Source organism: Rhodococcus sp. (in: high G+C Gram-positive bacteria), from assembly GCF_049286785.1.
Classification (GTDB): Bacteria; Actinomycetota; Actinomycetes; order Mycobacteriales; family Mycobacteriaceae; genus Rhodococcus_F.
On sequence record NZ_JBAQEO010000498.1, the window covers coordinates 1 to 24,120 of the forward strand.

Consider the following 24,120-nt stretch of genomic DNA (forward strand, 5'->3'; position numbering starts at 1 on the left):
GAGCCCGGCTACAGCCGGGCCCGCACAGTCCTCGAGGGTTCGGGGGTGCGGACGCGCTGCGTGTCCGTGGACGGCGACGGCCTCGACCCCGCACTGCTGCGCGCAACCGACGCCGCGGCCTACTGCACGCCGGCCCATCAGTATCCGATGGGTGCCCGGATGCCGGTGGGCCGCAGAGCCAGACTCGTCGCCGACGCCGCGGCGTCCGGAACGGTGATCATCGAGGACGACTACGATGGCGAGTTCCGCTACGACGTGTCGGCGCTGCCCGCCCTGCGCAGCATCGACCGCGGGTCCGAATGCGTGGCGTATGTGGGCACCGCCTCGAAGATCCTCACTCCCTCGATCCGGGTGGCGTGGGTGATCGCCCCTCCGGCGCTCCGGCCGGGGATCGTCCGGGCCCTGGACACGAGTAGCGAGGCCTGCTGCGCGATCACTGCCCTCGCGCTGGCGCAGTTCATCGACTCGGGTGCGCTGTCACGGCACCTCGCCCGCGCCTCCCGCACCTACTCGGCTCGCCGGGCCGCCTTCGTCACCGCTCTGCAGCAGCAACTGTCCGCGGTCGACACGGACGGCGTCGGGCTCGCCGGCATCGAGGGCGGTCTCCACGTCGTCCTGACGCTGCCCGGTTCCGTCGACGACGTCGCCCTGTCGGCTGAGCTGCTGCACCACGGCGTGACGGTCCCGAGCCTCGCCGGTTACCGCACCACACCGGGCGGACCCCGGGGGCTGGTCTGCGGATACGCGCGGCTGCCCGAATCGCGGGCTCGCGGGGCCGCCGAGGCGATCGGCGGGGTAGTCCGCCGGCATCTCGGCTGATACTGTTCGTTCGAACGAACAGTGGCGTCGGAGGGGCGAGATGAGCACGGGACAACGGGGTAGTGAACGGCAGGGCAGTGAACGGCAGGGCAGTGAACGGCAGGGCAGTGAACGGCAGGGCGAAGATGACCGGGACTGGGCACCGGGACTCGTCGAGCAGGTGAATGCGCTGGCATCGGCGGCCACCACCTCGGTCGCGGCCACCCGCGCCGCCCTCGACCGCATCGACGCGAGCCAGCCAACGCTCAACGCGTTCAAGGTGGTCCGCCGGAACAAGGCACTGGCCGAAGCCGCCGAGGCCGACCGCCGGATCGCCGCCGGTGAGCGCCTACCACTGCTCGGTGTCCCGATCGCCGTCAAGGACGACGTCGACGTGGCCGGGGAACCGACCGCGTTCGGGTGCCCCGGCGACTTCCCGCCCGCGGCGCGGGACTCCGAACTGGTGCGACGACTGCGCGCCGCCGGTGCCGTCGTCGTGGGCAAGACCAACAGCCCCGAACTGGGACAGTGGCCGCTCACCGGCGGACCGGCCTTCGGCCACACCCGTAACCCCTGGAACGGTGACCACACCCCGGGCGGGTCGTCCGGCGGCGCCGCGGCGGCCGTGTCCGCCGGGGTGGTGTCCGCGGCGATCGGTTCGGACGGCGCCGGTTCCATCCGCATCCCCGCCGCGTGGACCAACCTCGTCGGGATCAAACCCCAACGCGGCCGCATCTCCACCTGGCCTGCGCCCGAGGCGTTCTACGGTCTCACCGTCAACGGCCCGCTGGCCCGGACGGTCGCCGACGCCGCCCTGCTCCTCGATGTCGCTTCGGGCCCACACGAGGGCGACATTCACACACCCGCACCGGTCACCGTCAGCGACGCCGTCGGCCGCGACCCCGGACGGCTGCGCATCGCACTGTCCCTGCGCATCCCGTTCACCGCGACACCCACCACGCTGCACCCCGAGGTGCGTCGGGGCGTCGCGCGGATCGCCGAGGCGCTACGCGGACTCGGGCATCGGGTCGTGGTGGACGATCCCGACTACGGGATCATGTTCGGCCTCGGCTTCCTCCCGCGGTCGATGGCCGGCATCGACGACTGGATGCGGAAGATCCCGGACCCGTCGCTCGTCGACCCACGCACGAAGGGCAACGCCCGGACCGGAAGGTTGCTGCGCGGGGCTCCCCTGCGCGCCGCCCGGGCAGCCGAGCCGAGGATGCGGCGGCGGGTCGGTGCAATCTTCGACAAGTACGACCTCGTCCTCGCCCCGACCACCGCGACTCCCCCACCGAGGGTCGAGGGGATCGACGGCATCGGCTCATGGGCCACGGACAAGGTGATCACCGCGGTCTGCCCGTACGCGTGGCCGTGGAACGTGCTGGGCTGGCCCAGCGTGAACGTCCCGGCCGGGTTGACGTCCGGCAACCTGCCGACCGGAGCCCAGCTGATGGGACACGACGGCACCGAACCACTGCTGGTGTCGGTTGCGGCCCAGCTCGAATCGGTGCTGCGGTGGGACCTGGAACGTCCCGGGAAGTGGTGGTGACCGGTGGCTTCGACGGACGTTCGTGACCGCATCCTGGCGGCGGCGCTGCACATCGTCGGGACGGAAGGCATTCCCGGCGTGACGAATCGGCGGATCGCCGCGCAGGCCGGGGTGTCGCTCGGTTCCATCACGTACCACTTCCCCACGCAGACGGACCTGTTGCGCGCCGCGCTGTCGGGGTTCGTGACGGAGGAGACGCAGCGACTGTCGGAGCTGGCGGAGGGATACCGCGACAAGGGTCTGAGCCTCGAGGATGCCGCGGCGCTCACCGAGAAGGTCGCGAAGGATCTTGCGTTCTCCGCCGAACGGATCGCCCCGTTCGAGCTGTACATCCACGCGGGACGCGACCACGAGCTGCATCAAGCCGCCGCAGACTGTTTCGCCGCCTACGACGACCTGACGGCGACGATCCTCACCGCCCTCGGTGTCCCCGATGCGGCGGCCGTCGCCCCCACCGTCGTGGCCACCATCGCCGGACTGCAGCTCCGAAGACTCGCAACCGGACGCGACGGTGATCACGACATCGCGGCGTCGGTGCTTCTTCTCCTCAGGGCCGCATCCTAGAATCCCAGACGGCCCAGCTGTTTCGGGTCGCGCTGCCAGTCCTTGGCCACCTTCACGTGCAGTTCGAGGAAGATCCTGGTGCCGAGCAGCTTCTCGATCTGGGTGCGCGCCTTGGTGCCGACCTCGCGCAGCCGGGCACCGCCCTTGCCGATCACGATGCCCTTCTGGCTTGGCCGTTCGACGTAGAGGAGGGCGTGGACGTCGAGCAGTTCACCCTGTTTCTCGGTGCGCCCCTCGCGCGGGATGATCTCTTCGATCACCACGGCCAGGGAGTGCGGCAGTTCGTCGCCGAGCCCTTCGAGTGCCGCCTCACGGATGAGTTCGGCCATCAGCGTCTCTTCGGGTTCGTCGGTGAGCTCACCGTCCGGATAGAAGGCGGGCCCCTCTTCCATCTTCGACGCGAGCACGTCGACGAGAACATCGACCTGCTCCCCCGAGGTGGCGGAGACCGGAACCACATCCGAATCGGGACCGAGTAGTTTCGACACCGCAAGCAACTGCTGACCCACGGCGTCCTTGCTGACCTTGTCGATCTTCGTGACGATGCCGATCAGTGTGGTCTTGGGAGCGATGCGGCGCACCTGCTCCACGATCCAGCGGTCTCCCGGACCGACCTTCTCGTCCGCCGGGATGCACAGGCCGATCACGTCGACCTCGGAGTACGTGTCGCGCACAAGGTCGTTGAGGCGCTGACCGAGGAGTGTCCGGGGCCGGTGCAGTCCGGGGGTGTCGACGAGGATCAGCTGCGCGTGTTCGCGGTGCACGATGCCGCGGATGGTGTGCCGCGTGGTCTGCGGCCGGGACGACGTGATCGCAATCTTGCTGCCCACCAACGCATTGGTGAGCGTGGACTTGCCGGTGTTGGGACGTCCGACGAAACAGACGAATCCGGAACGGAATTCGGGTTTGCTCATGCTACTCCTCGATCACGGATCCATCGGTTCGCGCGAAGACGACTGCCGCCTGCGCGCTGACTTCGTGTAGCGCGGCGATACCCGGGTCTTCCGGGTTGCCGCCGATCACAGCTGCGGCCTCGAAGCCCTCGGCGCCGCTCGACACCGCGGCCGCGACAGCCGCCTGCAGCGCGGTCAGCGACAGCGACGTCAGCGCCACCGCTCCCGCCGAGTAGGTGCGGCCGTCGATATCGCGGACGGCGGCCCCCTGACCACTTCCGGTGCGGCCGAACGCCCCACGTGCGAGCACGACCAGCTTGGCATCTTCGTCGCCCGGTTCAGTCATCGTCATACTCCCGGTCCCGGTCGTAGTCGTAGTCGTAGTCGTCGTCGCCATCCTCGTCGGTCGGTGCGCGTTGCACAAAGACCGTGCCGATACGCACCCGTCCCCGAACATCGGGGGAACCCTCGCCCCGCAGAACCAGGCCGCCGTACTCCACTTCGGAACCGGGGAGCGGGACGCGTCCGAGCACGTAGCCGATCAGCCCGCCGACGGTCTCCACCTCGTCGTTCTCGAGGTCGATCCCGAACAGTTCACCGAGATCCTCGATGGGTAGCCGCGCGGACACCCGGAACATGCCGTCTCCGAGATCCTCGACCGGAGGCGTCTCGTCCTGGTCGTACTCGTCGGCGATCTCACCCACGATTTCCTCGATGACGTCCTCGATGGTGACAAGTCCTGCCACGCCGCCGTATTCGTCGACGAGGATCGCCATGTGGTTGCGGTCCCGCTGCATCTCGGCAAGCAGGCTGTCGAGCGGCTTGGAATCCGGGACGAACACTGCCGGCCGCATCACGTCGCGGACGCTGACACTGCGACCGCCGTCGCGCGAATGATAGGTCTCCTGTACCAGGTCTTTGAGGTACACGACACCGATCACGTCGTCGACATTCTCACCGATCACCGGTATCCGCGAGTGCCCGCTGCGCACCGCCAGCGAGGTGGCCTGGCCGGCACTCTTGTCGTTCTCGATCCACACCATTTCGGTGCGGGGCACCATCACTTCGCGGGCCGAGGTGTCGCCGAGTTCGAACACGGACTGGATCATCCGGCGTTCCTCGTCGGCCACCACCCCGCGTTCCTGCGCCATGTCGACGAGTTCACGCAATTCGATCTCGGATGCGAAGGGCCCGTTGCGGAATCCCCGTCCGGGTGTAATCGCATTTCCGATGAGGATGAGCAGACGGCTGATCGGTCCCAGCAACGTTCCGATGGCCTGCAACGGCATCGACGCGATCAACGCGATGGAGTACGCGTGCTGACGTCCGAGGGTACGGGGACCGACACCGATCACCACGTAATCGACGAGCACCATGATGACCGCGGTGAGGGTGAGTGCCCACACCGGTTCGAGGAGGTCGATCAGTCCGCCGACCAGCACCACGGTGGCCGTGATCTCGCACACGATGCGCAGCAGCACCATGAGGTTCACGTAACGGGGGCGATCTGACAGGATCCGGAGTACGCGGTCCGCACCGGGACGGTCGTCCTTCGCCAGTTCCTCGACCCGCGCGCGCGAGATCGTATTGAGGGCGGAATCGACGGCGGCGACCACACCACCGACGGGGACGAGGACGATCGCGAGAACGATCAGCGCGACGGCGCTATTCACGAATGGCCTTTCACGTGCCGGCTACTGTTCGGGGGAATCGAAGAAACCGGCCTTGCCGAGCAGCTTCTGATCCCGGGCAGCGAGCTCGGCGTCACGTTCGGCCCTGCGCAGATCTTCGTACCACTCTTCCAGCAGCCGATTCTGCAGGCTGAACATCTCTTTCTCCTCCGCCGGCTCTGCGTGGTCGTAGCCGAGGAGGTGAAGGACACCGTGAACGGTGAGCAGGGCGAGTTCGTGCGCCAGCGGATGGCCGGCCTTGTCTGCCTGCTCAGCGGCGAACGAGGGGCACAGCACGATGTCACCGAGCATGGCAGGACCGGGTTCGGGCGCATCCGGGCGGCCGCCGGGCTCGAGTTCGTCCATCGGGAAGGACATCACATCGGTGGGACCGGGCAGATCCATCCACCTCATGTGGAGGTCGGCCATGGTGGCCGAGTCCACGAGGACCATCGACAACTCGGCCGCGGGATGGACATCCATCCGCGCGATAACGAAGCGGGCAACGCTGATCAGCTCCTCCTCGGAGACGTCCATGCCCGACTCGTTCGAGACTTCGATGCTCATATGTGTCGCTTCCTCCTAGTACGGCGACACTTACCCTACCGTCGCGGCGAACGCGAGTGCGCAGCTCGCCGCTGTGCACGGTTACCGAGCTCGAGCTTGCCGTCCCGGTCCGCCTCGAAACGCTCGTAGGCATCGACGATGTCGGACACCAGCCGGTGCCGGACCACGTCACTGCTGTTGAGCTCCGCGAAATGAATGTCGTCGATGTCCCCGAGGACTTCGGTGGCCGCGCGCAGTCCCGACCGGGCGCCGCCGGGCAGATCCACCTGCGTGACGTCGCCGGTGACGACCACCTTGGAACCGAAGCCCAGACGGGTGAGAAACATCTTCATCTGCTCGGCGGTGGTGTTCTGCGCCTCGTCGAGAATGATGAACGCGTCGTTGAGCGTGCGGCCTCGCATATACGCCAGGGGTGCGACCTCGATGATTCCCGACTGCATGAGCTTCGGAATTGCCTCGGGATCCATCATGTCGTGCAGTGCGTCGTGCAGCGGCCGCAGGTAGGGATCGATCTTCTCGTGCAGGGTCCCCGGCAGGAAGCCGAGCCGCTCCCCCGCCTCCACCGCTGGACGGGTGAGGATGATCCGGGACACCTGCTTGGTCTGCAGTGCCTGCACGGCCTTCGCCATGGCCAGGTAGGTCTTGCCGGTACCGGCGGGCCCGATGCCGAAGACGATCGTGTGGGCGTCGATCGCGTCGACGTACCGCTTCTGGTTCAGCGTCTTGGGCCGGATCGTCTTGCCCCGCCGCGACAGGATGTCGAGGGTGAGCACCTCGGCGGGCGATTCGCTCAGCCCCTGAGTGAGCATCCCCACCGTACGACGCACCGCATCCGGTGCCAGCGGCTGGCCACGACCGGCGATGGCGGTGAGTTCGCTGATGACCCGCTCGGCGAGCGCCACGTCACCAGGCTTTCCGGTGAGCGTGACCGCATTGCCTCGTACGTGAATGTCGGCGTCCAGAACCCGTTCGAGCGCTCGTAGGTTCTCATCCGACGAACCGAGCAGGGCAGGAACCGTTTCGAGGGGAAGATCGATGCTCGAGCGCACGGTGCGTTCCGCCGGACGGGGAGCGGTGAACGTCTCGGCGTTCTGGTCTTGTTCACTCACGTGTGGGATATGGCCTACTTCCGGTTCCCGGTGCCGCGCGACGGTCGTCGTGCTCCCAAAAGTCTAACGCTCGCAGGTCAGCGCGCCCACCTGATTACGAATCCGGGGGCGAGTTCGTAGGTCCGGACAGCAGGATGTGCCGTGAGATCCTCCAGCACTCGGTACCGGGATCGAGGAAAGCGTGGTGGTCCTCCCCTTCGACGAGGTGCAGTGCGACCGGGTCGCCCGCTGCCTCCGCGGCCTCGCCGTACCGGATGCTGACTTTCGCCGGAACCTGTGCATCCTCGGTTCCGTGCACACACACGACGGGGACGCCGACGGGAACGCGGTGTCGCGGGGATGCCGCCCGGTAGAGGTCGGGATTCTCCTCGAAGGGAACGCCGAAGAGGTCCTCGATGTATCCGATTCGCCGTCCCCGTTCCGCCGCCGACGCGAGGTCGAGCGCGCCGGCCTGCGAGAGGACCATCTCGGGGCGTACCCGGGTGCCGGACTCCCCCGCCAGCCACACCGCCAACTGTCCCCCGGCCGAATGGCCGACGACCCTGACACGGGACAGATCGAACGGGACCGGGGACTGCGCCGCGACCGGCCCCGCGACCGCATCCAAGGCGGCGGCAACATCCGCGGACATTTCCGGCCAGCTACCGCCGGCACCGATCCTGCGGTACTCGATGTTCCAGACGGCGACCCCGTGGCGGGCCAGTTCGACCGCGAAACTCGTGCCCAGATTCAGGTGGTACCTGCCGCTCCAGAATCCTCCGTGCACCACCATCACCACCGGCACCGGCCCGGACGTCGGGTCTTCGGGCGGGTAGAAGTGCCCGAACTGCTGGGGTTCGGGTCCGTAGGCGATGCGAATGCGGTCCACGAGCGATCAGGCTAACCGGGGCGTCGACCCCTCACGCGAGGGGCGCCGCGCCCCATCGATCCGTCAGCACACCGATCGCCCCGAGCGCCACCGCCGCGGCCGTCGAGGTGCGCAGCACATGCGGGCCGAGTAGCACGGGGACGGCACCGGCCTCGGTGAGCGAGGCGATCTCCTCGTCCGAGATCCCGCCTTCCGGACCGACGATCAGCACCACCTCTTCTGCCGAGCGCAGCGGGAGTGCTGCCAGGCCTTCCGTGGCCGCCTCGTGCAGCACCGCGACCACGCCGCCGCGACCGGCGACCTCGCGCACCAGCGCGAGCACATCCGCCGTGCGGCGCGGATCGGACACAGTGGGAACGAGGGCACGCCGCGACTGCTTGGCAGCCGCGAGCGCCGCACTGCGCCACCGGGCGACGCCCTTCGCGATCTTGGGCCCCTCCCACCGGGCCACGCAGCGTGAGGACTGCCACGGAACGATCGCGTCGATACCCGCCTCGGTGGCGAGTTCCACCGCCAACTCCGACCGCTCCGCCTTGGGGAGTGCCTGCACGAGCGTGACGGCGGGCTTCGGGGCGGTGATCTGACGACGTTCGTGGACGCTCAACTCGAGCCGGTCCTTGGCGGCCGCCGTCACCACCGTGTCGGCCAGCCCACCACGGCCGTCGGCCAGAACGATCCGCGCACCGACTCCGATCCTGCGCACGGTTGCGGCGTGCCTGCCCTCGGGGCCGTCGAGTACCGCGATGTGCCCGGCTTCGGGCAGCGGGTCCAGAAAGAAGACCGTGGCCGCCACGGTCAGCGACCGCTGAACGCTTCACGCAGGCGCGAGAACAAGCCACCGCTGTGCTGGGACTGGGTGGAGACCACCTCGGCGACGTCGCGGTCCCGCATCTCCGTGAACTCGCGGAGCAGCTTGGTCTCCTTGTGGTCGAGGCGGGACGGAACGACCACCTCGAGATGCGCGTGGACGTCGCCGCGCACACCGGATCGGAGCTTCGGCATACCGTGCCCGCGCAATACCGTCACCGATCCCGGCTGGGTACCCGGCTCGATGACGATGTCCTTGGGGCCATCGATGATCGTGTCGATGGTGACCGTGGTGCCGAGCGCCGCGTCGACCATGGGAACCCGGATGGTGCAGTGCAGATCCTCGCCGTCGCGGACGAAGACCTCGTGAGCCTGCTCGACCACCTCGACGTACAGATCGCCTGCGGGTCCGCCGCCGGGTCCCACCTCACCCTGTGCGGCGAGCCGGATCCGCATGCCCCCGGCGACACCGGCCGGCACCTTCACGGAGATGTCGCGGCGGGCACGCACCCTGCCGTCACCGCCACACTTGTGGCAGGGGTCCGGGATGGTTTCGCCGGCGCCGCGGCAGGTAGGGCACGGACGGGATGTCATCACCTGACCGAGGAACGAACGCTGAACGGACTGGACCTCGCCCGCGCCACCACACGTCTCGCATCGCACCGGCTTCGAATCCCCGTTGGTGCCGGAACCCGTACAGCTGTCGCACAGGATCGCGGTCTCCACGGTGACATGCTTGGTCACGCCGGTGGCACACTCCGCCAGCGTCAGCTTGGTGCGCAGCAGGGAATCCGCACCGGGCTGTACGCGCCCGCGGGGACCCCGCCCGGCACCGCCACCGCCACCGAAGAACGCCTCGAACACGTCGCCGAGCCCGCCCCCGAATCCACCACCGAATCCGGCTCCACCACCGCCACCCGACGACAGGGGGTCCCCGCCGAGGTCGACGACGCGCCGCTTCTCGGGGTCCGACAGCACCTCGTAGGCCGCCGAGATCTCACGGAACCTGGCCTGAGCCTCCTCGTCGGGGTTCACATCGGGATGCAGTTCCCTCGCAAGCTTGCGGTATGCGCGCTTGAGCTCTTGATCGGTCGCCTTCTGATCGACGCCGAGCAGTCCGTAGTAATCCCGTGCCACGTTGAGTCTCTCGTCCTTGTCTGCTTCGTTTACTCGCATTAGTACGTCTTCCGACCGCCGGCGGCGGCTGCGGGCGAGCACGGCCGAGTTCGGCCGTTATCGCTCGGCGAGCACCTGACCGATATATCTCGCAACAGCGGCCACCGACGCGATTGTTCCCGGATAGTCCATGCGGGTGGGTCCGAGCACACCCAGCCCACCGAGCACGTTCCCGGCTGCACCGTAGCCGGTGGAGACAACTGAGGTACCGCGCATCTGCTCCACCTGGGTCTCCTCACCGATCCGCACGGTGACGGTTCCGGAGTCCTGTGTGGCGGCCAGCAGTTTGAGGACCACCACCTGCTCCTCGAGCGCCTCGAGCACGGCCCGCAGCGAACCGGGAAATCCGGCCAGACCCGTGAAATCGGCCGCGTTACGAGTCAGGTTCGAGGTGCCACCGAGGACCAGCCGCTCCTCCGGGTGCTCGACGAGAGTCTCCACCAGCACGGTGGCCGAGCGGATCACGGCGTCGCGCAGATTGTCGGGTGCCTCCTCGGCAAGTTCCGACACGGCGATGGACGCGGCGGCAAGCCGCTTGCCTTCGAGTGCGCCGCCGAGCAGCGATCGCAGCCGCGAGAGGTTTTCGTCATCGAGCACGTCACCCAGCTCCACGATGCGCTGATCGACGCGGCCGGAATCGGTGATGAGGACGAGAAGCAGCCGGGCGGGGGTGAGTGCCACCACCTCGAGGTGACGGACCGATGACGCCGACAGTGTGGGATATTGCACAACCGCGACCTGGCGTGTGAGCTGCGCAAGCAGCCGTACCCCCCGTCGGAGAACGTCGTCCAGATCGACCCCGGACTCGAGGAACTCGAGGATCGCGCGGCGCTCCGCGCTCGACAGCGGCTTCACGTCTGCGATGCGGTCGACGAACTGGCGGTAGCCCTTGTCCGTGGGTACGCGACCCGAGCTGGTGTGCGGCTGCGCAATGTATCCCTCGCTCTCGAGGAACGCCATGTCGTTGCGCACGGTGGCGCTCGATACACCGAGATTGTGCCGCTCGACCAGCGCCTTCGACCCGACCGGTTCCTGTGTGGAGACGTAGTCGGCAACAATTGCGCGGAGAACCTCGAAACGTCTGTCGTCTGCACTCGACACCGCCATCCACCTCCAGTTCTCGATCGTCACAGGTAGCCGCCTCACCGAATGTCGATGCGAATCGGCCGTCACATGCTCCGACCCACGTCCATCTCGGCTCGATCCAGTCTAATCGTCCGGACCCCGATACCTGCCGAGGCCTTACTGTGGTGCAAGAAACCTCGGTGTGGTGCTCGAACCTCCTCGGGCCACGACCAAGGATTTGACGAACAGGCGCGGCCGAAACCCAGATGGATGCGAAGCGATGATTTTCAAAGGTGTCATGGACGGCAAGCCGTACCCGGACCACGGGTTGTCGCTGCGCGACTGGTCGAAGATTCCCCCTCGGCAGGTGCGGCTGGACGAGATCGTCACCACCACGAAAGTCCTCGAACTCGACCGGCTGCTGTCGGAGGACTCCACGTTCTACGGAGACCTCTTTCCCCATGCCGTCCGCTGGCACGGTGTGCTGTATCTCGAGGACGGGTTGCACCGGGCCGTGCGGTCCGCGTTGCGCAACCGCGTCGTCCTACACGCACGTGTCTTCGACTACGACGAGATGCCCGGAATCGTGACGGGCTGACCGGGCGGGTCACCGCAGGATGTTGCGCACGACGGCATCCGCGAGCAGCCGTCCCCGGTCGGTCAGCACCACGCGATCACCCTCGGGGAGCAACAGGCCGTCGGCCACCGTTTCTTCGGCAGCGCGGCGTTCGGACGAATCAAGTTCGGCGAGCGGCAGTCCGGTCCGCAGCCGGGCCGTCAGCATCACCCGCTCGACATGCCGGTCCTCGACGGTGAGATGTTCACTGCCACCGACGGGAAGAGTTCCCGCCTCGAGTTGCTCCGCGTAGCGAGCCGGGTGCTTGACGTTCCACCAGCGCACACCGCCCACATGGCTGTGCGCGCCCGGTCCGGCACCCCACCAGTCGCCACCGTCCCAGTACCCCAGATTGTGCCGGCACCTCGAACCTTCGTCGTCTGCACGCGCCCAGTTCGACACCTCATACCAGGTCAGGCCCGCCTCTGCGAGCCTGGCGTCGATGCGTTCGTACCGTGCGGCGAGAACGTCGTCGTCCGGCGCGGGGAGTTCACCGCGCCGCACCTTCCGTGCCAGTGCGGTGCCGTCCTCGACGATGAGCGCGTAGGCCGACACGTGATCCACCTGGGCCGACAGGACCGCATCGAGCGACAGGTCCAGGTCCTCGTCCCGCTCCCCCGGCGTTCCGTAGATCAGATCGAGATTCACGTGGTCGAAACCGGCCGTGCGGGCCTCTCGCGCAGCGGCCACCGCCCGGCCGGGCGTGTGGGTACGGTCGAGCACCTTCAGAACGTGCTGCGCGGCCGACTGCATACCCAGCGAGATCCGGGTGTACCCGCCGGTGCGCAAACGCTCGAAGAACTCCGGTGAGGTGGATTCCGGATTCGATTCGGTGGTCACTTCGGCGCCGGTCGCCAGTCCGAAACTCGCGCGGATCGCATCGAGGACCTCGACCAGACCGTCACCGCCGAGCAGAGACGGAGTGCCGCCCCCGACGAAGACGGTGTCGACGTCCGGTGCGCCGGTCATCTCTGCCGCCGCATCGAGCTCGCGGCGCAATCCCTCCATCCACGACTGCGGCGACGCCGACGTGCCGAGTTCGCCCGCGGTGTAGGTGTTGAAATCGCAGTATCCACAGCGGGTGGCGCAGAACGGCACGTGCACGTAAATCCCGAACGGTCGGTCGCCGACCCCTGCCAGCGACTCTGCGGGCAGTTCGAATCCGGCCGCTTCCCGACTACCCGTGGTGATGCTCGTTCCGTTCACCCCTCCAGTGTCCCAGGCCCACGTTCCGGCGGATTACCGCCGCCGGAACACCCCCGACAGTGATATTTCCCCCAAAAATGGTGGAAATCCGGTCCCCGGCTCTCCACCGCCGATGTGACGTGGCACAATCGACCGCATGACCGGACCCGGAGTGCGACTTGTGGCGCGTCGTCACGTCGATCTCAAGCGCGTCTGCAGCTGTTGCTGTCTGCCCTGCCGCGCGCAGTAGTTCAGCCAGAGAGTCACTTCCGTTCACCATCCTTCTCTACTTCCGGCCGGATTCGAATGCCCTGAGCGAGAACAAGTTCTCCTCCTCTGCTTCGAGCCGGTAACCCGTGAGATTCAGGAGCGCTTCATGACGTCGACCACCGACGCCTCCCCCGCTGCCACCGACGCACCTCCCGCGCCCGCTCGCACCCGCACGGCGAAGCCGGTCCGCCGACGCGCCGAGGGACAGTGGGCCCTCGGCTACCGCGAGCCACTCAACGCCAACGAGCAAGCGAAGAAGGACGACAACCCTCTCAACGTCCGGGCGCGCATCGAGAACATCTATTCGAAGCAGGGCTTCGACAGCATCGACAAGGGCGACCTGCGGGGCCGGATGCGGTGGTGGGGTCTGTACACCCAGCGCGAGCAGGGTTACGACGGCACCTTCACCGGTGACGAGAACATCGACCTCCTCGAGGCCGAGTACTTCATGATGCGGGTCCGGTGCGACGCCGGCGCTCTCAACGTGGAGCAGCTTCGCACCATCGCCGGAATCTCCACGGAGTTCGCCCGGGACACGGCCGACCTCTCGGACCGGGAGAACGTCCAGTACCACTGGATCGAGGTCGAGAACGTTCCGGAGATCTGGAAGCGCCTCGAAGGAGTCGGGCTCAAGACCACCGAGGCGTGCGGCGACTGCCCGCGCGTGGTGCTCGGTTCTCCGCTCGCCGGTGAGTCGCTGACCGAGGTGCTCGATCCGACGTCCGCGATCGACGAGATCGTCCGTCGCTACATCGGCAAGCCCGAGTACTCCAACCTGCCGCGCAAGTTCAAGACCGCCATCTCGGGCCAGCAGGACGTGGTCCACGAGATCAACGACGTCGCGTTCATCGGCGTCAACCACCCCGAACACGGTCCCGGCCTCGACCTCTGGGTCGGCGGCGGGCTGTCCACCAACCCGATGCTCGCGCAACGCGTGGGCGTCTGGGTGCCGCTGGACGAGGTTCCCGACGTGTGGGAGGCGGTCGTCTCGATCTTCCGCGACTACGGTTACCGGCGCCTGCGGAGCAAGGCTCGCCTGAAGTTCCTGGTCAAGGACTGGGGCATCGAGAAGTTCCGTGAGGTGCTCGAGACCGAGTACCTGAAGCGGAAGCTGATCGACGGTCCCGCGCCCGAGAAGCCCACGCGTCCCATCGATCACGTGGGTGTGCAGAAGACCCGCAACGGCCTCAATGCCGTGGGCGTCGCGCCTATCGCCGGTCGTGTGTCGGGCACGATCCTCGCGAAGGTGGCCGATGCGGCCGAGCGGGCAGGCAGCGACAAGATCCGGTTCACGCCTTTCCAGAAGCTGATCATCCTCGATGTGGCGGACGACAAGCTCGATCAGCTGATCGCCGACCTCGACGAGGTGGGCCTGCCGGCGCGTCCGTCGCACTGGCGCAAGAACCTGATGGCGTGCTCGGGGATCGAATTCTGCAAGCTGTCCTTCGCGGAGACACGCAAGCGGTCGCAGGTACTCGTTCCCGAGCTCGAGCAGCGCCTCGAAGACATCAACGCCCAGCTCGACGTGCCGATCACCATCAACATCAACGGCTGCCCCAACTCGTGCGCCCGTTCGCAGGTCGCCGACATCGGCTTCAAGGGGATGTTGGTTGACGACGGCGACGGTAACCAGGTTGAGGGTTTCCAGGTCCACCTCGGCGGAAGCCTCGGTTTCGACGCCGCATTCGGTCGGAAGTTGCGCCAGCACAAGGTCGCCAGCACAGAACTGGGTGACTACATCGATCGCGTCGTCCGTCATTTCGTGAAGCATCGCAACGAGGGGGAACGCTTCGCAGAGTGGGCCGTTCGCGCAGACGAAGGAGACTTGCGATGAATCTCGACACCACCACCACCCGGGACGATCTTCGACGACTTGCCGCGCAGGGGGCGGCAAGTCTCGACGGTGCGTCCGCGCAGGAACTCCTGCAATGGACCGAGGACACGTTCGGGTCCGGGGCCGAGGAAGCCGCCGGGTTGCGCGACAGCTTCATCGTCGCCTCGAACATGCAGGACGGCGTTCTCGTCCACCTCGCTGCGCAGGTCCATCCCGGCGTCGACGTGTTATTCCTCGACACCGGCTACCACTTCGCGGAGACCATCGGTACCCGCGATGCGGTCGAGCAGGTGTACGGCGTCAACGTGATCAACGCTCGCGCGGCGGCAACGGTCGCGGAACAGGATGTGGCCGAGGGCAAGGACCTGTTCGCCCGCGAACCCAACCGTTGCTGCGCGCTTCGCAAAGTCGCGCCGTTGAAGGAGACTCTCTCCGGTTACAGGGCCTGGGTCACCGGCATCCGCCGCGTCGAAGCCCCGACGCGGGCAAATGCTCCGCTGATCTCGTACGACGAGGCATTCGATCTGGTGAAGATCAACCCGATCGCCGCCTGGTCCGACGAACAGATGCAGGCCTACATCGACGAGCATTCGATTCTCGTGAATCCGCTTGTCGACGAAGGCTATCCGTCCATTGGGTGCGCTCCGTGCACCAGCAAGCCAGCCCCCGGCAGCGATCCCCGCAGCGGTCGCTGGGCCGGTAAGGCCAAGACAGAATGCGGGTTGCACGCCTCATGACACTCGATCTCGCCACTTCACGCCCCCTGCTCGATAGCAGCCGGTTCGACACGCTCGACGCCCTCGAGTCCGAAGCCATCCACATCTTCCGCGAGGTCGCGGGCGAGTTCGAACGACCCGTCATCCTCTTCTCGGGCGGCAAGGACTCCACGGTGCTGCTGCACCTGGCCATCAAGGCCTTCTGGCCGGCGCCGCTGCCGTTCGCCCTCCTGCACGTCGACACGGGCCACAACCTGCAGGAGGTGCTCGACTTCCGCGATCACATCGTCGCGAAGTACAACCTGCGACTGCACGTCGCGAAGGTCGAGGACTACCTTGCCGACGGTCGTCTCACCGAGCGTCCCGACGGTATCCGGAACCCGCTCCAGACGGTTCCCCTGCTCGACGCGATCTCCGAGAACCGTTTCGACGCGGTCTTCGGTGGTGCCCGCCGCGACGAAGAACGTGCCCGCGCCAAGGAACGTATCTTTTCCCTGCGCAACGCGTTCGGCCAGTGGGATCCCAAGCGTCAGCGTCCCGAACTGTGGAACCTGTACAACGGCAAGCACTCCCCCGGCGAGCAGGTCCGTGTCTTTCCGCTGAGCAACTTCACCGAGCTCGACATCTGGCGTTACATCGCCCGCGACGACGTGGAGTTGGCCGGCATCTACTACGCCCACCAGCGTCCGGTGTACCAGCGAGACGGCATGTGGATGACCCCCGGCGTGTGGGGTGGTCCTGCCGAAGGTGAAGAGCTGCAGACACTGTCGGTGCGGTACCGGACCGTCGGCGACGGGTCGACCACCGGCGCGGTGCTCTCCGAGGCCGCCGACAACGAGGCAATTCTTGCCGAGGTCGCCGCTTCCAGGCTGACCGAACGCGGCGCGACCCGCGGCGACGACCGAGTTTCCGAAGCGGCCATGGAAGACCGCAAGCGAGAGGGCTATTTCTGATCATGACCTCGCACACACAGCTCCTCCGGCTGGCCACGGCCGGCAGCGTGGACGACGGCAAGTCCACCCTCGTGGGCCGGTTGTTGTACGACACGAAGTCCGTACTCGCCGACCAGATCGATGCCGTCACCCGCGCCTCGGTCGACAAGGGTCTGTCCACGCCCGACCTGTCGCTGCTGGTCGACGGCCTGCGCGCAGAGCGCGAACAGGGCATCACGATCGACGTGGCGTACCGGTACTTCGCCACGCCGCGCCGCTCCTTCGTGCTCGCCGACACCCCCGGTCACGTGCAGTACACCCGCAACACGGTGTCCGGCGCATCCACGGCGCAATTGGTGATCCTCCTGGTCGATGCCCGCAAGGGTGTGATCTCGCAGACCCGCAAGCACGCCGCCGTCCTCGCCCTCCTCGGTGTTCCCAGGCTGGTCCTGGCCGTGAACAAGATCGATCTGGTCGAGGACCCGGCCACGGTGTTCGCGGAGATCTCCGACGAGTTCCGGTCCCTCACCAGTTCGCTGGGCTGGGATTCCGACGCCGTTCTCGAGATCCCGGTGTCCGCACTGCACGGCGACAACGTCGCGGTGCGCTCGGAGAACACCCCCTACTATGGTGGCCCGACGCTCATCGAGCATCTGGAGTCGGTACCGGTGGATGCCGAACCGCATCGGGTGGGTCTGCGCTTTCCCGTGCAGTACGTGATCCGGCCGCGAACCGCGGAGTTCCCGGACTACCGCGGCTATGCGGGTCAGGTCGCAGCCGGCGAGGTCTCCCCCGGTGACGAGGTGGTGATCCTGCCTTCCGGCATCCGGACGACGGTCAGCAGAATCGACACCGCGGACGGTGAACTCGGCAATGCTCACGCGGGCCGCAGCGTCACCCTCGTTCTCGCGGACGACGTCGACGTCTCCCGCGGTGACGTGATCGCATCGCCCGCCGACGCCCCGGAACCACTCGGCGAGTTCGACGCCACCGTATGCTGGCTGGCCGAGAAGCCGCTGCGCCCCGGCGCCCGGTTACTCCTCAAGCACGGCACCCGGACCACACAGGCCATCGTGGGAGCGATCGTCGAGCGCTTCAACGAGCAGGAACTCACGTCAGAGCCGAGCCCGGAGTCGCTGGAGCTCAACGAAATCGGCAAGATCTCGGTGCGCGTGGCAGAGCCGGTGGTGGCCGACGACTACACCGTGAACCGCCACACCGGCAGTTTCCTGCTGATCGATCCCGCCGGCGGCAACACGCTGGCGGCGGGACTCGTCGGCGACGCGATCGCTGCGGTGGAACTCGGCGAGCGCGTCTAGGCGCGACAACCATGGCGCCCCTGATCGCTGTCGCACACGGCAGCCGCGACCCCCGCAGTGCGCGGACGGTCACGGCTGTCGTTGCCGCGATCCGCCGGCGCCGGCCCGACCTCGACGTCCGGATGTGCTTTCTCGATCTGGGTGCCCCTTCCGTCGACCAGGTGATCGACGCGGTCGCCGCAGACGGCAATTCCTCCGCAGTGGTGGTGCCGCTGTTGCTGGGCAGCGCGTTTCATGCGCGGGTGGACCTTCCCGGAATGATCGCCGCAGCGCGCCGGCGGCACCCGTATCTGCGTCTCGCGCAGTCCGATGTGCTCGGCGGGGACAGCCGGCTGACCGACGCTGTGCGTGATCGTGTCGCCCAAGCGGGTGGCCGCGCGGAGGACGAACGTATGGGTGTGGTGCTCGCTGCGGTCGGCTCCTCGGATCCGGGGGCGAACGACCGGACCCGTTCGCTCGCCGCCGCGCTTGCCGTGGGTACACGGTGGGTCGGTGCCACCGCCTGTTTCGTCACCTCCGCGACCCCCGGCGTGGATCGGGCGATCGCAGACCTGCGGCGGGCGGGCGCCGAGCGGATCGCGATCGCCCCGTGGTTCCTGGCCCCCGGGCTCCTGACCGACCGGCTGACCCGTGCCGCGGAGGCCTGCGCTCCCGAAGCGCTCTACGCCGACACGATCGGGCCTCATCCCCACCTGGTCGACGTGGCACTCGACCGCTACCAGCAGACGGCATCGATGTTGCAGAGGTTCCGCGCCCTCACTGCCTGAGGAACGCACCCGCGCCGCCTCGCAAACGCAGTCAGCTCTGGCGCAGCCATGCCCTCTCGGCCCAAACTGGAAGCTGAGGGTAGGAGGCATCACCATGACCACAGCTCCGATTCGACATGGAATCGTCGTCGGCATCGACGGATCGGACGGCGCCGTGGAAGCGGCGCGCTGGGCCGCATCTGCTGCTGATCGGTTCGACGAACCCCTCCGTCTGACCCATGTGCTGCCCGTTCCGCAACATCCCGGCGGGGAGTCGAACACGGAAGGGGAGGAGCTGCTCGACGCGGCGGAACGCGCGGTCCGCGCCGACCGGCCGAACCTGCCCGTCGAGCGCAGGATTCTCTCCGGTCCACCGGCTCGGGTGTTCGTGGAACTGTCCCAGACGGCACGCATCGTAGTACTCGGCCCCGCGAGCACGAGCGAGATGCGATCGATATTCGTCGGATCGGACGTGGTGCGGATCTCGAACAATGCCCACTGTCCGGTGGCGGTGTGGCGAGGTGTGCAGGGCCATGAGGTCACCGACTCCCTGCCCGTGACGGTCGGAGTGGACGGCAGCCCCCTCAGTGAGATGGCGGTGACGCACGCGTTCGAGTTGGCGTCGTTCTTCGGTTGCCCCCTCGTCGCGGTGCATTCGTGGAGCGAACAGTCCACACTCGGCGGCTATTCGGAAGTCAGGCGTTTCACCGACTGGTCTGCGCATCAGCAGCACCTGTCAGCGGTGGTGGCGGAGAGTCTGGCGGGATGGTGTGAGAAGTACCCCGATGTCCAGGTGACCCGCTGCATCGAGCGCGGTGGGCCGATGCGGGTTCTTCTCGAGCATTCGGTGCGGTCGCAACTCGTTGTCGTGGGCAGTCACGGACGCACTCCCTTCATGGCGTCGGTGGTCGGTTCGACGGCCCAGAGCTTGATCCACCATGCCCGGTGCCCCGTGCTGGTCTGCCGCGACGGCTGATCCCGGAGAACAGTTGCGCGCTCCGGAGGCCCCGCGGTGGGGCCTACAGAGCCACCGGTACCAGCGCCTCGGGGAGATCGGGGACGCGGGTAGCCCGCGCGTACACCGTCTCGCCCTCCTTCAGGTTCAGCGCCGCACTGTCCCCCCTGGTCACCTGCGCGGAGAACTGCTCACCGGTCGCCTCGTTGCGCAGATCCACACGCACCTCGAATCCGAGGTGCACCACCCGTTCCACCGTCGCCCGCGTGACGCCGAGCGTTTCGGCTGTTCCCGCTTCCTGCGCCTGCGCCAGCTCGGGGGTTCGCCCGAGCCGGATGTCGTGCGGGCGGACCAGTTGCCCGTTGAGTTTTGCCACCGACCCGAGGAACGACATGACGAAGTCGTTGGCCGGACGGTCATAAAGGTCCTCGGGCTCGCCGATCTGCTCGATCCGTCCCTTGTTCAGCACTGCGATCCGGTCGGCGACGTCGAGGGCCTCCTCCTGGTCGTGCGTGACGAGAACGGTCGTGACATGCACCTCGTCGTGCAGTCGTCGCAGCCAGGTGCGCAGATCCGCGCGCACCTTCGCGTCCAGGGCGCCGAACGGTTCGTCGAGCAGCAGCACCTGCGGATCGACCGCGAGCGCCCGGGCGAGCGCCATGCGCTGACGCTGACCACCGGACAGCTGCGCCGGGTAGCGGTGCTGGAAGCCGTCGAGGCCCACGATCTCCAGGAGCTCGTTGACTTTCTTCTCGATCTCCGGCTTGGGTCGCTTCCGGATCTTGAGCCCGAACGCGACGTTGTCGCGCACCGTCATGTGCTTGAACGCGGCGTAATGCTGGAAAACGAAACCGATATCGCGCTTTTGCGGCGAAACGTTGGTGACGTCCTTCCCGCCGATGGTGACGGTGCCCGAGTCGAGATTTTCGAGGCCGGCGATCGATCGGAGCAGCGTCGACTTACCCGAACCGCTCGGCCCGAGAAGTGCGGTCAGCGAACCGGACGGGATGTCGATGGTGACGTCGTCGAGGGCGGCGAACGAGCCGTAGTTCTTACGCGCGCCGGTCACGGTGATCATGTGGTGCTCCTCTTGCGGTCGAGCAGTGTCATCAGAAGCAGAATGAGCAGCGCGATACCCATCAACAGTGTGGACGCGGCGTACGCGCCGAAGGTGTTGTGGTCGTCGATGTAACGCGAGTGAACCAGCAGCGTCAACGTCTGTGAGACGCCCGGGAAGCCCGACGAGACCATGATGACCGCGCCGAACTCGCCGAGGGAACGGGCGACCGTCAGGACCACTCCGTAGGTCAGTCCCCAGCGGATGGCAGGAAGAGTGATCATCCGGAACGTCTGCCACTTGTTCGCTCCGAGCGTGGCGGCCGCCTGTTCCTGCTCCTCCCCGATTTCGTGCAGCACCGGCTCCACTTCGCGGACGACGAACGGCAGTGTCACGAACAGCGTCGCGATGACCATGCCCGGGAGACCGAAGATCACCTTGAATCCCAGGGACTCCAGTCCACCGAACCAGCCGTTGACACCCCAGAGCAGGATCAGCGACACACCGACCACGATGGGTGAGACAGCGAACGGCAGATCGACCACCGCCTGAACGATGCCCCGGCCGGGGAACCGCCCGCGGACCAGGGCCAGCGCAGTGACGATTCCGAACACCACATTGATCGGGACCACGATGGCGACGATGAGCAGCGACAGGTTGAGCGCGGAGATCGCGGCAGGCGTGCTGATCGCATCGATGAAGGCGGCGATGCCGTTCTCGAAGGTGCGCCAGAGGATGAGACCGATCGGGACGACCAGCAGGCCGAACAGGTAGAGCAGCGCAACGGTGCGCAGCGTGATCCGGGTGGACCCCGAAAGCTTCACTGTGCCTGCTCCTCTCGACGCTGACCCCGGCTCGCGAGGATCCGAAGCACGAACAGCGTCGCGAACGCGATGGCCAGGAGAGCCACCGACACGGCCGCCGCACTGGCGGGCCGATCGATCTCGATCTGCTGCTGAATGTACTGCGAGGCCACCTGGGTCTCCCGGGGAATGTTGCCGCCGATGAGTACGACCGAACCGTACTCGCCGATCGCGCGTGCGAAAGCCAGGCCGGCGCCGCCGATGATCGCCGGTCCCAGGGTGGGCAGAACGACCCGGCGGAAGATCGTCAGGTTGTTCGCGCCGAGCGAGGCGGCGGCCTCCTCGACTTCCTTGTCCACTTCGATGAGCACGGGCTGCACCGACCGCACCACGAAGGGCAGCGTGACGAAGGCGAGCGCCACGATCACGCCCGGTTGCGTGGCATTGAGATGCACGTCGATCGGGCTTTCCGGCCCGTACAGCGACAGCAGCACGATGCTGGCGACGATGGTCGGCAACGCGAACGGCAGGTCGATCAGTGCGTTGACGACGCGTTTGCCGGGGAACTCGTCGCGGACCAGCACCCATGCGATCAGGGTGCCCATCACGACGTTGATCACGGCCACGACCGCCGAGACCAACACGGTGATCCGCAGCGAGGCCAGTGCCACCGGCGACGTGATCGCGTCGACGAAACCGCCGATTCCGTCGCCGAAGGCGGCCACTGCCAACGCGGCGAGCGGCAGCACCACGATGATGCTGAGCCACAGCGACGCGATTCCGATACCGAGGGGGCCGACCGCGCCGGTCACCCTGGCGATCTTCTCGGGAGTGCGACGAACGGGCGGAGAGAGCACCGTGGTGCCGCCTCCACCCGTCGTCGTGGGTTTCTCGCTCACGTCTCGCTTACTTGGTTGCGTTGTCGTAGATCACCGCGATGGTTCCGGTGTCCTTTGCGAACAATTCTCCGTCCACCGTCTTCCACCCACCGAGATCGGCGATGGTCCACAACTTGGCCGGCTCCGGGAACTTGTCCGCGAACTCCGCGGCCACCGCCGGGTCGACGGGGCGGAATCCGGCCTCGCCCCACAGCCGCTGACCCTCTGTGGTGTAGAGGAAGTCCTTGAACGCGTTGGCCTTTTCGAGGTTCTTACTGTTGGAGAGCACCGCCACCGGGTTCTCGATCTTGAAGGTGACGGGCGGAGTCACGTGCTCGACAGGGTCGCCGTTGCCCTCGACGAACAGGGCCTCGTTCTCGTAGCTGAGCAGAACGTCGCCGCTGCCCTGCAGGAAGGCCTCGGACGCCTCACGTCCCGACTTCGGCTGGATCTTGACGTGATCGTTCACCAGCGAGGTGATATATGCGAGACCAGCCGCGGGATCCTGGCCGCCGTTGCTCTTGGCCGCATAGGGAGCCAGTAGGTTCCACTTGGCGGAGCCGGAGCTGAACGGGTTCGGCGTGACCACCTCGACGCCCGGCTCGAGCAGGTCGTCCCAATCCTGGATGTTCTTGGGGTTGCCCTCGCGCACCACGATGGTGACGACCGAGCCGAACGGCAGACCCTTGTAGGCGTCCTCGTTCCAGCTCTTGTCCACCAGGCCGGCATCGACGAGACGCGTCACGTCGGGTTCGACGGAGAAGTTCACGATGTCGGCCTCGGCACCGTCCTTGACCTTGCGGGACTGATCACCCGAGGCTCCGTAGGACTGCTGGATGTTGACGTTCTCGCCCTCTTCGGTGGCGTTGAAGGCGGGAATCAGCTTGTCGTAGCCCGGCTTCGGGACCGCGTAGGCGTAGAGGTTGAGCGTGCCGGCGCTCCCGTCCCCTGCTGCAGCCTCACTGCCGACGGTGTCGCTGGCGCCGCCGCCGCATGCGGTCAGCGTCACGGCTCCGAGTGTCACGAGGGCCGTGAGCAGAAGGCGTGATCGGGATTGCAGGCTCGGAGAGCGGCGTTTCATGACTGAAGAAACCTTCCTGGGGATCTGTCACTGGGTAGCTCGAGAGGATCGATCGGAGAGTCCGGCACGGAATCGTGCTGCGGGCGCATGCAGAGCGGTTCGACCTCGGAAGGACTGACAGAATCGGACACCACAGGTCCGGGCAGTCACACCTTCGGCGCGGAGCGCTGAGCGCGAGAAGTTATCGACAACAGGCGACGTCGGCGACGGCGAGCATGCCTACAGCGATCAACGCCAATTCATGGCGGACCTGGTGTACGGCTGCTTCAGACACGCCGTGGACTGTAGCAGAGGCTATACGCCCGGTTCGAATGGAGCGAGAGCTACCGGGTGAGCAACCAGGAAACGATGACGAGAACGATCAGCGCAATCAGCGCAAGAGTGACGCGTGAACGTGGCATCAGGCTTCCTCCACCTCGGGCGGGTCCCTTTTCAGCAGGACGAATACAGCGGCCAGCCCCCGATCGAGCAGCCACGCAACTCCTCTGCACACCGGCACCATCACCAGCAGCACCAGAGCGACCTGAGGGACGAACGGGAGCCCGGCGATCCAGAGTTCGAACTCGTCCCACCAACTCGCCATCCGGTCCATCACCCCAGACTAACGTTCGCACCCTCCACGGTCGGGAACCGGTAGACGGAACACCCGTTGGGGCCGA

At 66.9% G+C, this 24,120-nt stretch carries 27 protein-coding genes; 11 read left to right on the forward strand and 16 right to left on the reverse strand.

Annotated features, from left to right (window positions below; translation table 11 throughout):
* The 3 genes from WAW17_RS17860 to WAW17_RS17870 all read left to right on the forward strand — a co-directional run.
* On the forward strand, positions 1 to 819 hold an 819-nt coding region (locus WAW17_RS17860; protein ID WP_422334271.1), incomplete at its 5' end, for a PLP-dependent aminotransferase family protein.
* A 40-nt stretch (positions 820 to 859) separates the two neighbouring features.
* Positions 860 to 2,350 (forward strand): amidase, encoded by a 1,491-nt coding sequence (locus WAW17_RS17865; protein ID WP_422334272.1) that lies wholly within the window; start codon positions 860 to 862, stop codon positions 2,348 to 2,350.
* Positions 2,351 to 2,353: 3 nt separating this feature from the next.
* Positions 2,354 to 2,914 carry a TetR/AcrR family transcriptional regulator gene (locus WAW17_RS17870; RefSeq protein WP_422334273.1) on the forward strand — a complete coding sequence of 187 codons (561 nt, stop codon included), beginning with the start codon at positions 2,354 to 2,356 and terminating at the stop codon, positions 2,912 to 2,914.
* Here the strand turns inward: WAW17_RS17870 and era are convergent.
* The 9 genes from era to hrcA form a co-directional block, all read right to left on the reverse strand.
* Entirely contained in the window at positions 2,911 to 3,828 is a 918-nt protein-coding gene (gene era / locus WAW17_RS17875) for a GTPase Era (RefSeq protein ID WP_422334274.1), read from the reverse strand. The two genes, WAW17_RS17870 and era, sit on opposite strands and share 4 nt — an antisense overlap.
* A gap of 1 nt (position 3,829) precedes the next feature.
* The gene (locus tag WAW17_RS17880) at positions 3,830 to 4,153 is read right to left on the reverse strand and encodes a cytidine deaminase (protein WP_422334275.1); all 324 of its coding nucleotides are present in this window, start codon (positions 4,151 to 4,153) and stop codon (positions 3,830 to 3,832) included.
* Positions 4,146 to 5,480 (reverse strand): hemolysin family protein, encoded by a 1,335-nt coding sequence (locus WAW17_RS17885; RefSeq protein WP_422334276.1) that lies wholly within the window; start codon positions 5,478 to 5,480, stop codon positions 4,146 to 4,148. The genes WAW17_RS17880 and WAW17_RS17885 overlap by 8 nt, the downstream gene beginning before the upstream one ends.
* A gap of 21 nt (positions 5,481 to 5,501) precedes the next feature.
* Complete coding sequence (gene ybeY, locus WAW17_RS17890) at positions 5,502 to 6,044, reverse strand: rRNA maturation RNase YbeY (RefSeq protein WP_422334277.1); 543 nt, start codon at positions 6,042 to 6,044, stop codon at positions 5,502 to 5,504.
* Between the two features lie 35 nt (positions 6,045 to 6,079).
* Complete coding sequence (locus WAW17_RS17895) at positions 6,080 to 7,153, reverse strand: PhoH family protein (RefSeq protein WP_422334278.1); 1,074 nt, start codon at positions 7,151 to 7,153, stop codon at positions 6,080 to 6,082.
* 94 nt (positions 7,154 to 7,247) lie between these two features.
* A complete protein-coding gene (locus tag WAW17_RS17900) occupies positions 7,248 to 8,021 on the reverse strand; it encodes an alpha/beta hydrolase family protein (protein ID WP_422334279.1) in 774 nt (257 codons plus the stop codon).
* Between the two features lie 31 nt (positions 8,022 to 8,052).
* Positions 8,053 to 8,814, reverse strand: a complete 762-nt coding sequence (locus tag WAW17_RS17905; RefSeq protein ID WP_422334280.1) for a 16S rRNA (uracil(1498)-N(3))-methyltransferase — start codon at positions 8,812 to 8,814, stop codon at positions 8,053 to 8,055.
* 2 nt (positions 8,815 to 8,816) lie between these two features.
* Positions 8,817 to 9,965, reverse strand: coding sequence for a molecular chaperone DnaJ (gene dnaJ, locus WAW17_RS17910; RefSeq protein ID WP_422334302.1), 1,149 nt, complete (start codon positions 9,963 to 9,965; stop codon positions 8,817 to 8,819).
* A gap of 96 nt (positions 9,966 to 10,061) precedes the next feature.
* On the reverse strand, positions 10,062 to 11,105 hold the full coding sequence (hrcA, locus tag WAW17_RS17915; RefSeq protein ID WP_422334281.1) for a heat-inducible transcriptional repressor HrcA: 1,044 nt from the start codon (positions 11,103 to 11,105) through the stop codon (positions 10,062 to 10,064).
* A 244-nt stretch (positions 11,106 to 11,349) separates the two neighbouring features.
* Between hrcA and WAW17_RS17920 the strand changes: the two genes are divergently transcribed.
* Positions 11,350 to 11,667 (forward strand): type II toxin-antitoxin system VapB family antitoxin, encoded by a 318-nt coding sequence (locus WAW17_RS17920; protein ID WP_422334282.1) that lies wholly within the window; start codon positions 11,350 to 11,352, stop codon positions 11,665 to 11,667.
* A gap of 9 nt (positions 11,668 to 11,676) precedes the next feature.
* Here the strand turns inward: WAW17_RS17920 and hemW are convergent, their stop codons facing one another.
* Entirely contained in the window at positions 11,677 to 12,891 is a 1,215-nt protein-coding gene (hemW, locus tag WAW17_RS17925; RefSeq protein ID WP_422334283.1) for a radical SAM family heme chaperone HemW, read from the reverse strand.
* A gap of 136 nt (positions 12,892 to 13,027) precedes the next feature.
* On the opposite strand from hemW, the gene WAW17_RS17930 reads away from it, so the two are divergent.
* From WAW17_RS17930 to WAW17_RS17960, 7 genes are all read left to right on the forward strand, one after another.
* Entirely contained in the window at positions 13,028 to 13,120 is a 93-nt protein-coding gene (locus tag WAW17_RS17930) for an Ms4527A family Cys-rich leader peptide (protein WP_422334284.1), read from the forward strand.
* 126 nt (positions 13,121 to 13,246) lie between these two features.
* On the forward strand, positions 13,247 to 14,974 hold the full coding sequence (locus WAW17_RS17935; protein WP_422334285.1) for a nitrite/sulfite reductase: 1,728 nt from the start codon (positions 13,247 to 13,249) through the stop codon (positions 14,972 to 14,974).
* Positions 14,971 to 15,711 (forward strand): phosphoadenylyl-sulfate reductase, encoded by a 741-nt coding sequence (locus tag WAW17_RS17940; protein ID WP_422334286.1) that lies wholly within the window; start codon positions 14,971 to 14,973, stop codon positions 15,709 to 15,711. Before WAW17_RS17935 ends, WAW17_RS17940 begins: the two co-directional genes overlap by 4 nt.
* Positions 15,708 to 16,643, forward strand: coding sequence for a sulfate adenylyltransferase subunit CysD (gene cysD, locus WAW17_RS17945; protein WP_422334287.1), 936 nt, complete (start codon positions 15,708 to 15,710; stop codon positions 16,641 to 16,643). The genes WAW17_RS17940 and cysD overlap by 4 nt, the downstream gene beginning before the upstream one ends.
* A 2-nt stretch (positions 16,644 to 16,645) precedes the next feature.
* Entirely contained in the window at positions 16,646 to 17,941 is a 1,296-nt protein-coding gene (locus tag WAW17_RS17950) for a sulfate adenylyltransferase subunit 1 (RefSeq protein WP_422334288.1), read from the forward strand.
* 11 nt (positions 17,942 to 17,952) lie between these two features.
* The gene (locus WAW17_RS17955; RefSeq protein ID WP_422334289.1) at positions 17,953 to 18,708 is read left to right on the forward strand and encodes a sirohydrochlorin chelatase; all 756 of its coding nucleotides are present in this window, start codon (positions 17,953 to 17,955) and stop codon (positions 18,706 to 18,708) included.
* A gap of 94 nt (positions 18,709 to 18,802) precedes the next feature.
* Complete coding sequence (locus WAW17_RS17960) at positions 18,803 to 19,663, forward strand: universal stress protein (protein ID WP_422334290.1); 861 nt, start codon at positions 18,803 to 18,805, stop codon at positions 19,661 to 19,663.
* A 43-nt stretch (positions 19,664 to 19,706) separates the two neighbouring features.
* Here the strand turns inward: WAW17_RS17960 and WAW17_RS17965 are convergent, their stop codons facing one another.
* From WAW17_RS17965 to WAW17_RS17990, 6 genes are all read right to left on the reverse strand, one after another.
* Positions 19,707 to 20,720 carry a sulfate/molybdate ABC transporter ATP-binding protein gene (locus WAW17_RS17965; RefSeq protein WP_422334291.1) on the reverse strand — a complete coding sequence of 338 codons (1,014 nt, stop codon included), beginning with the start codon at positions 20,718 to 20,720 and terminating at the stop codon, positions 19,707 to 19,709.
* On the reverse strand, positions 20,717 to 21,523 hold the full coding sequence (gene cysW, locus WAW17_RS17970) for a sulfate ABC transporter permease subunit CysW (RefSeq protein ID WP_422334292.1): 807 nt from the start codon (positions 21,521 to 21,523) through the stop codon (positions 20,717 to 20,719). The genes WAW17_RS17965 and cysW overlap by 4 nt, the downstream gene beginning before the upstream one ends.
* Positions 21,520 to 22,359 (reverse strand): sulfate ABC transporter permease subunit CysT, encoded by an 840-nt coding sequence (cysT, locus tag WAW17_RS17975; protein ID WP_422334303.1) that lies wholly within the window; start codon positions 22,357 to 22,359, stop codon positions 21,520 to 21,522. Before cysT ends, cysW begins: the two co-directional genes overlap by 4 nt.
* A 49-nt stretch (positions 22,360 to 22,408) precedes the next feature.
* The gene (locus tag WAW17_RS17980; RefSeq protein ID WP_422334304.1) at positions 22,409 to 23,440 is read right to left on the reverse strand and encodes a sulfate ABC transporter substrate-binding protein; all 1,032 of its coding nucleotides are present in this window, start codon (positions 23,438 to 23,440) and stop codon (positions 22,409 to 22,411) included.
* A gap of 202 nt (positions 23,441 to 23,642) precedes the next feature.
* Positions 23,643 to 23,735 carry an Ms4533A family Cys-rich leader peptide gene (locus WAW17_RS17985; RefSeq protein WP_422334293.1) on the reverse strand — a complete coding sequence of 31 codons (93 nt, stop codon included), beginning with the start codon at positions 23,733 to 23,735 and terminating at the stop codon, positions 23,643 to 23,645.
* A gap of 126 nt (positions 23,736 to 23,861) precedes the next feature.
* Positions 23,862 to 24,053 (reverse strand): hypothetical protein, encoded by a 192-nt coding sequence (locus WAW17_RS17990; protein ID WP_422334294.1) that lies wholly within the window; start codon positions 24,051 to 24,053, stop codon positions 23,862 to 23,864.
* Positions 24,054 to 24,120 lie beyond the last annotated feature (67 nt).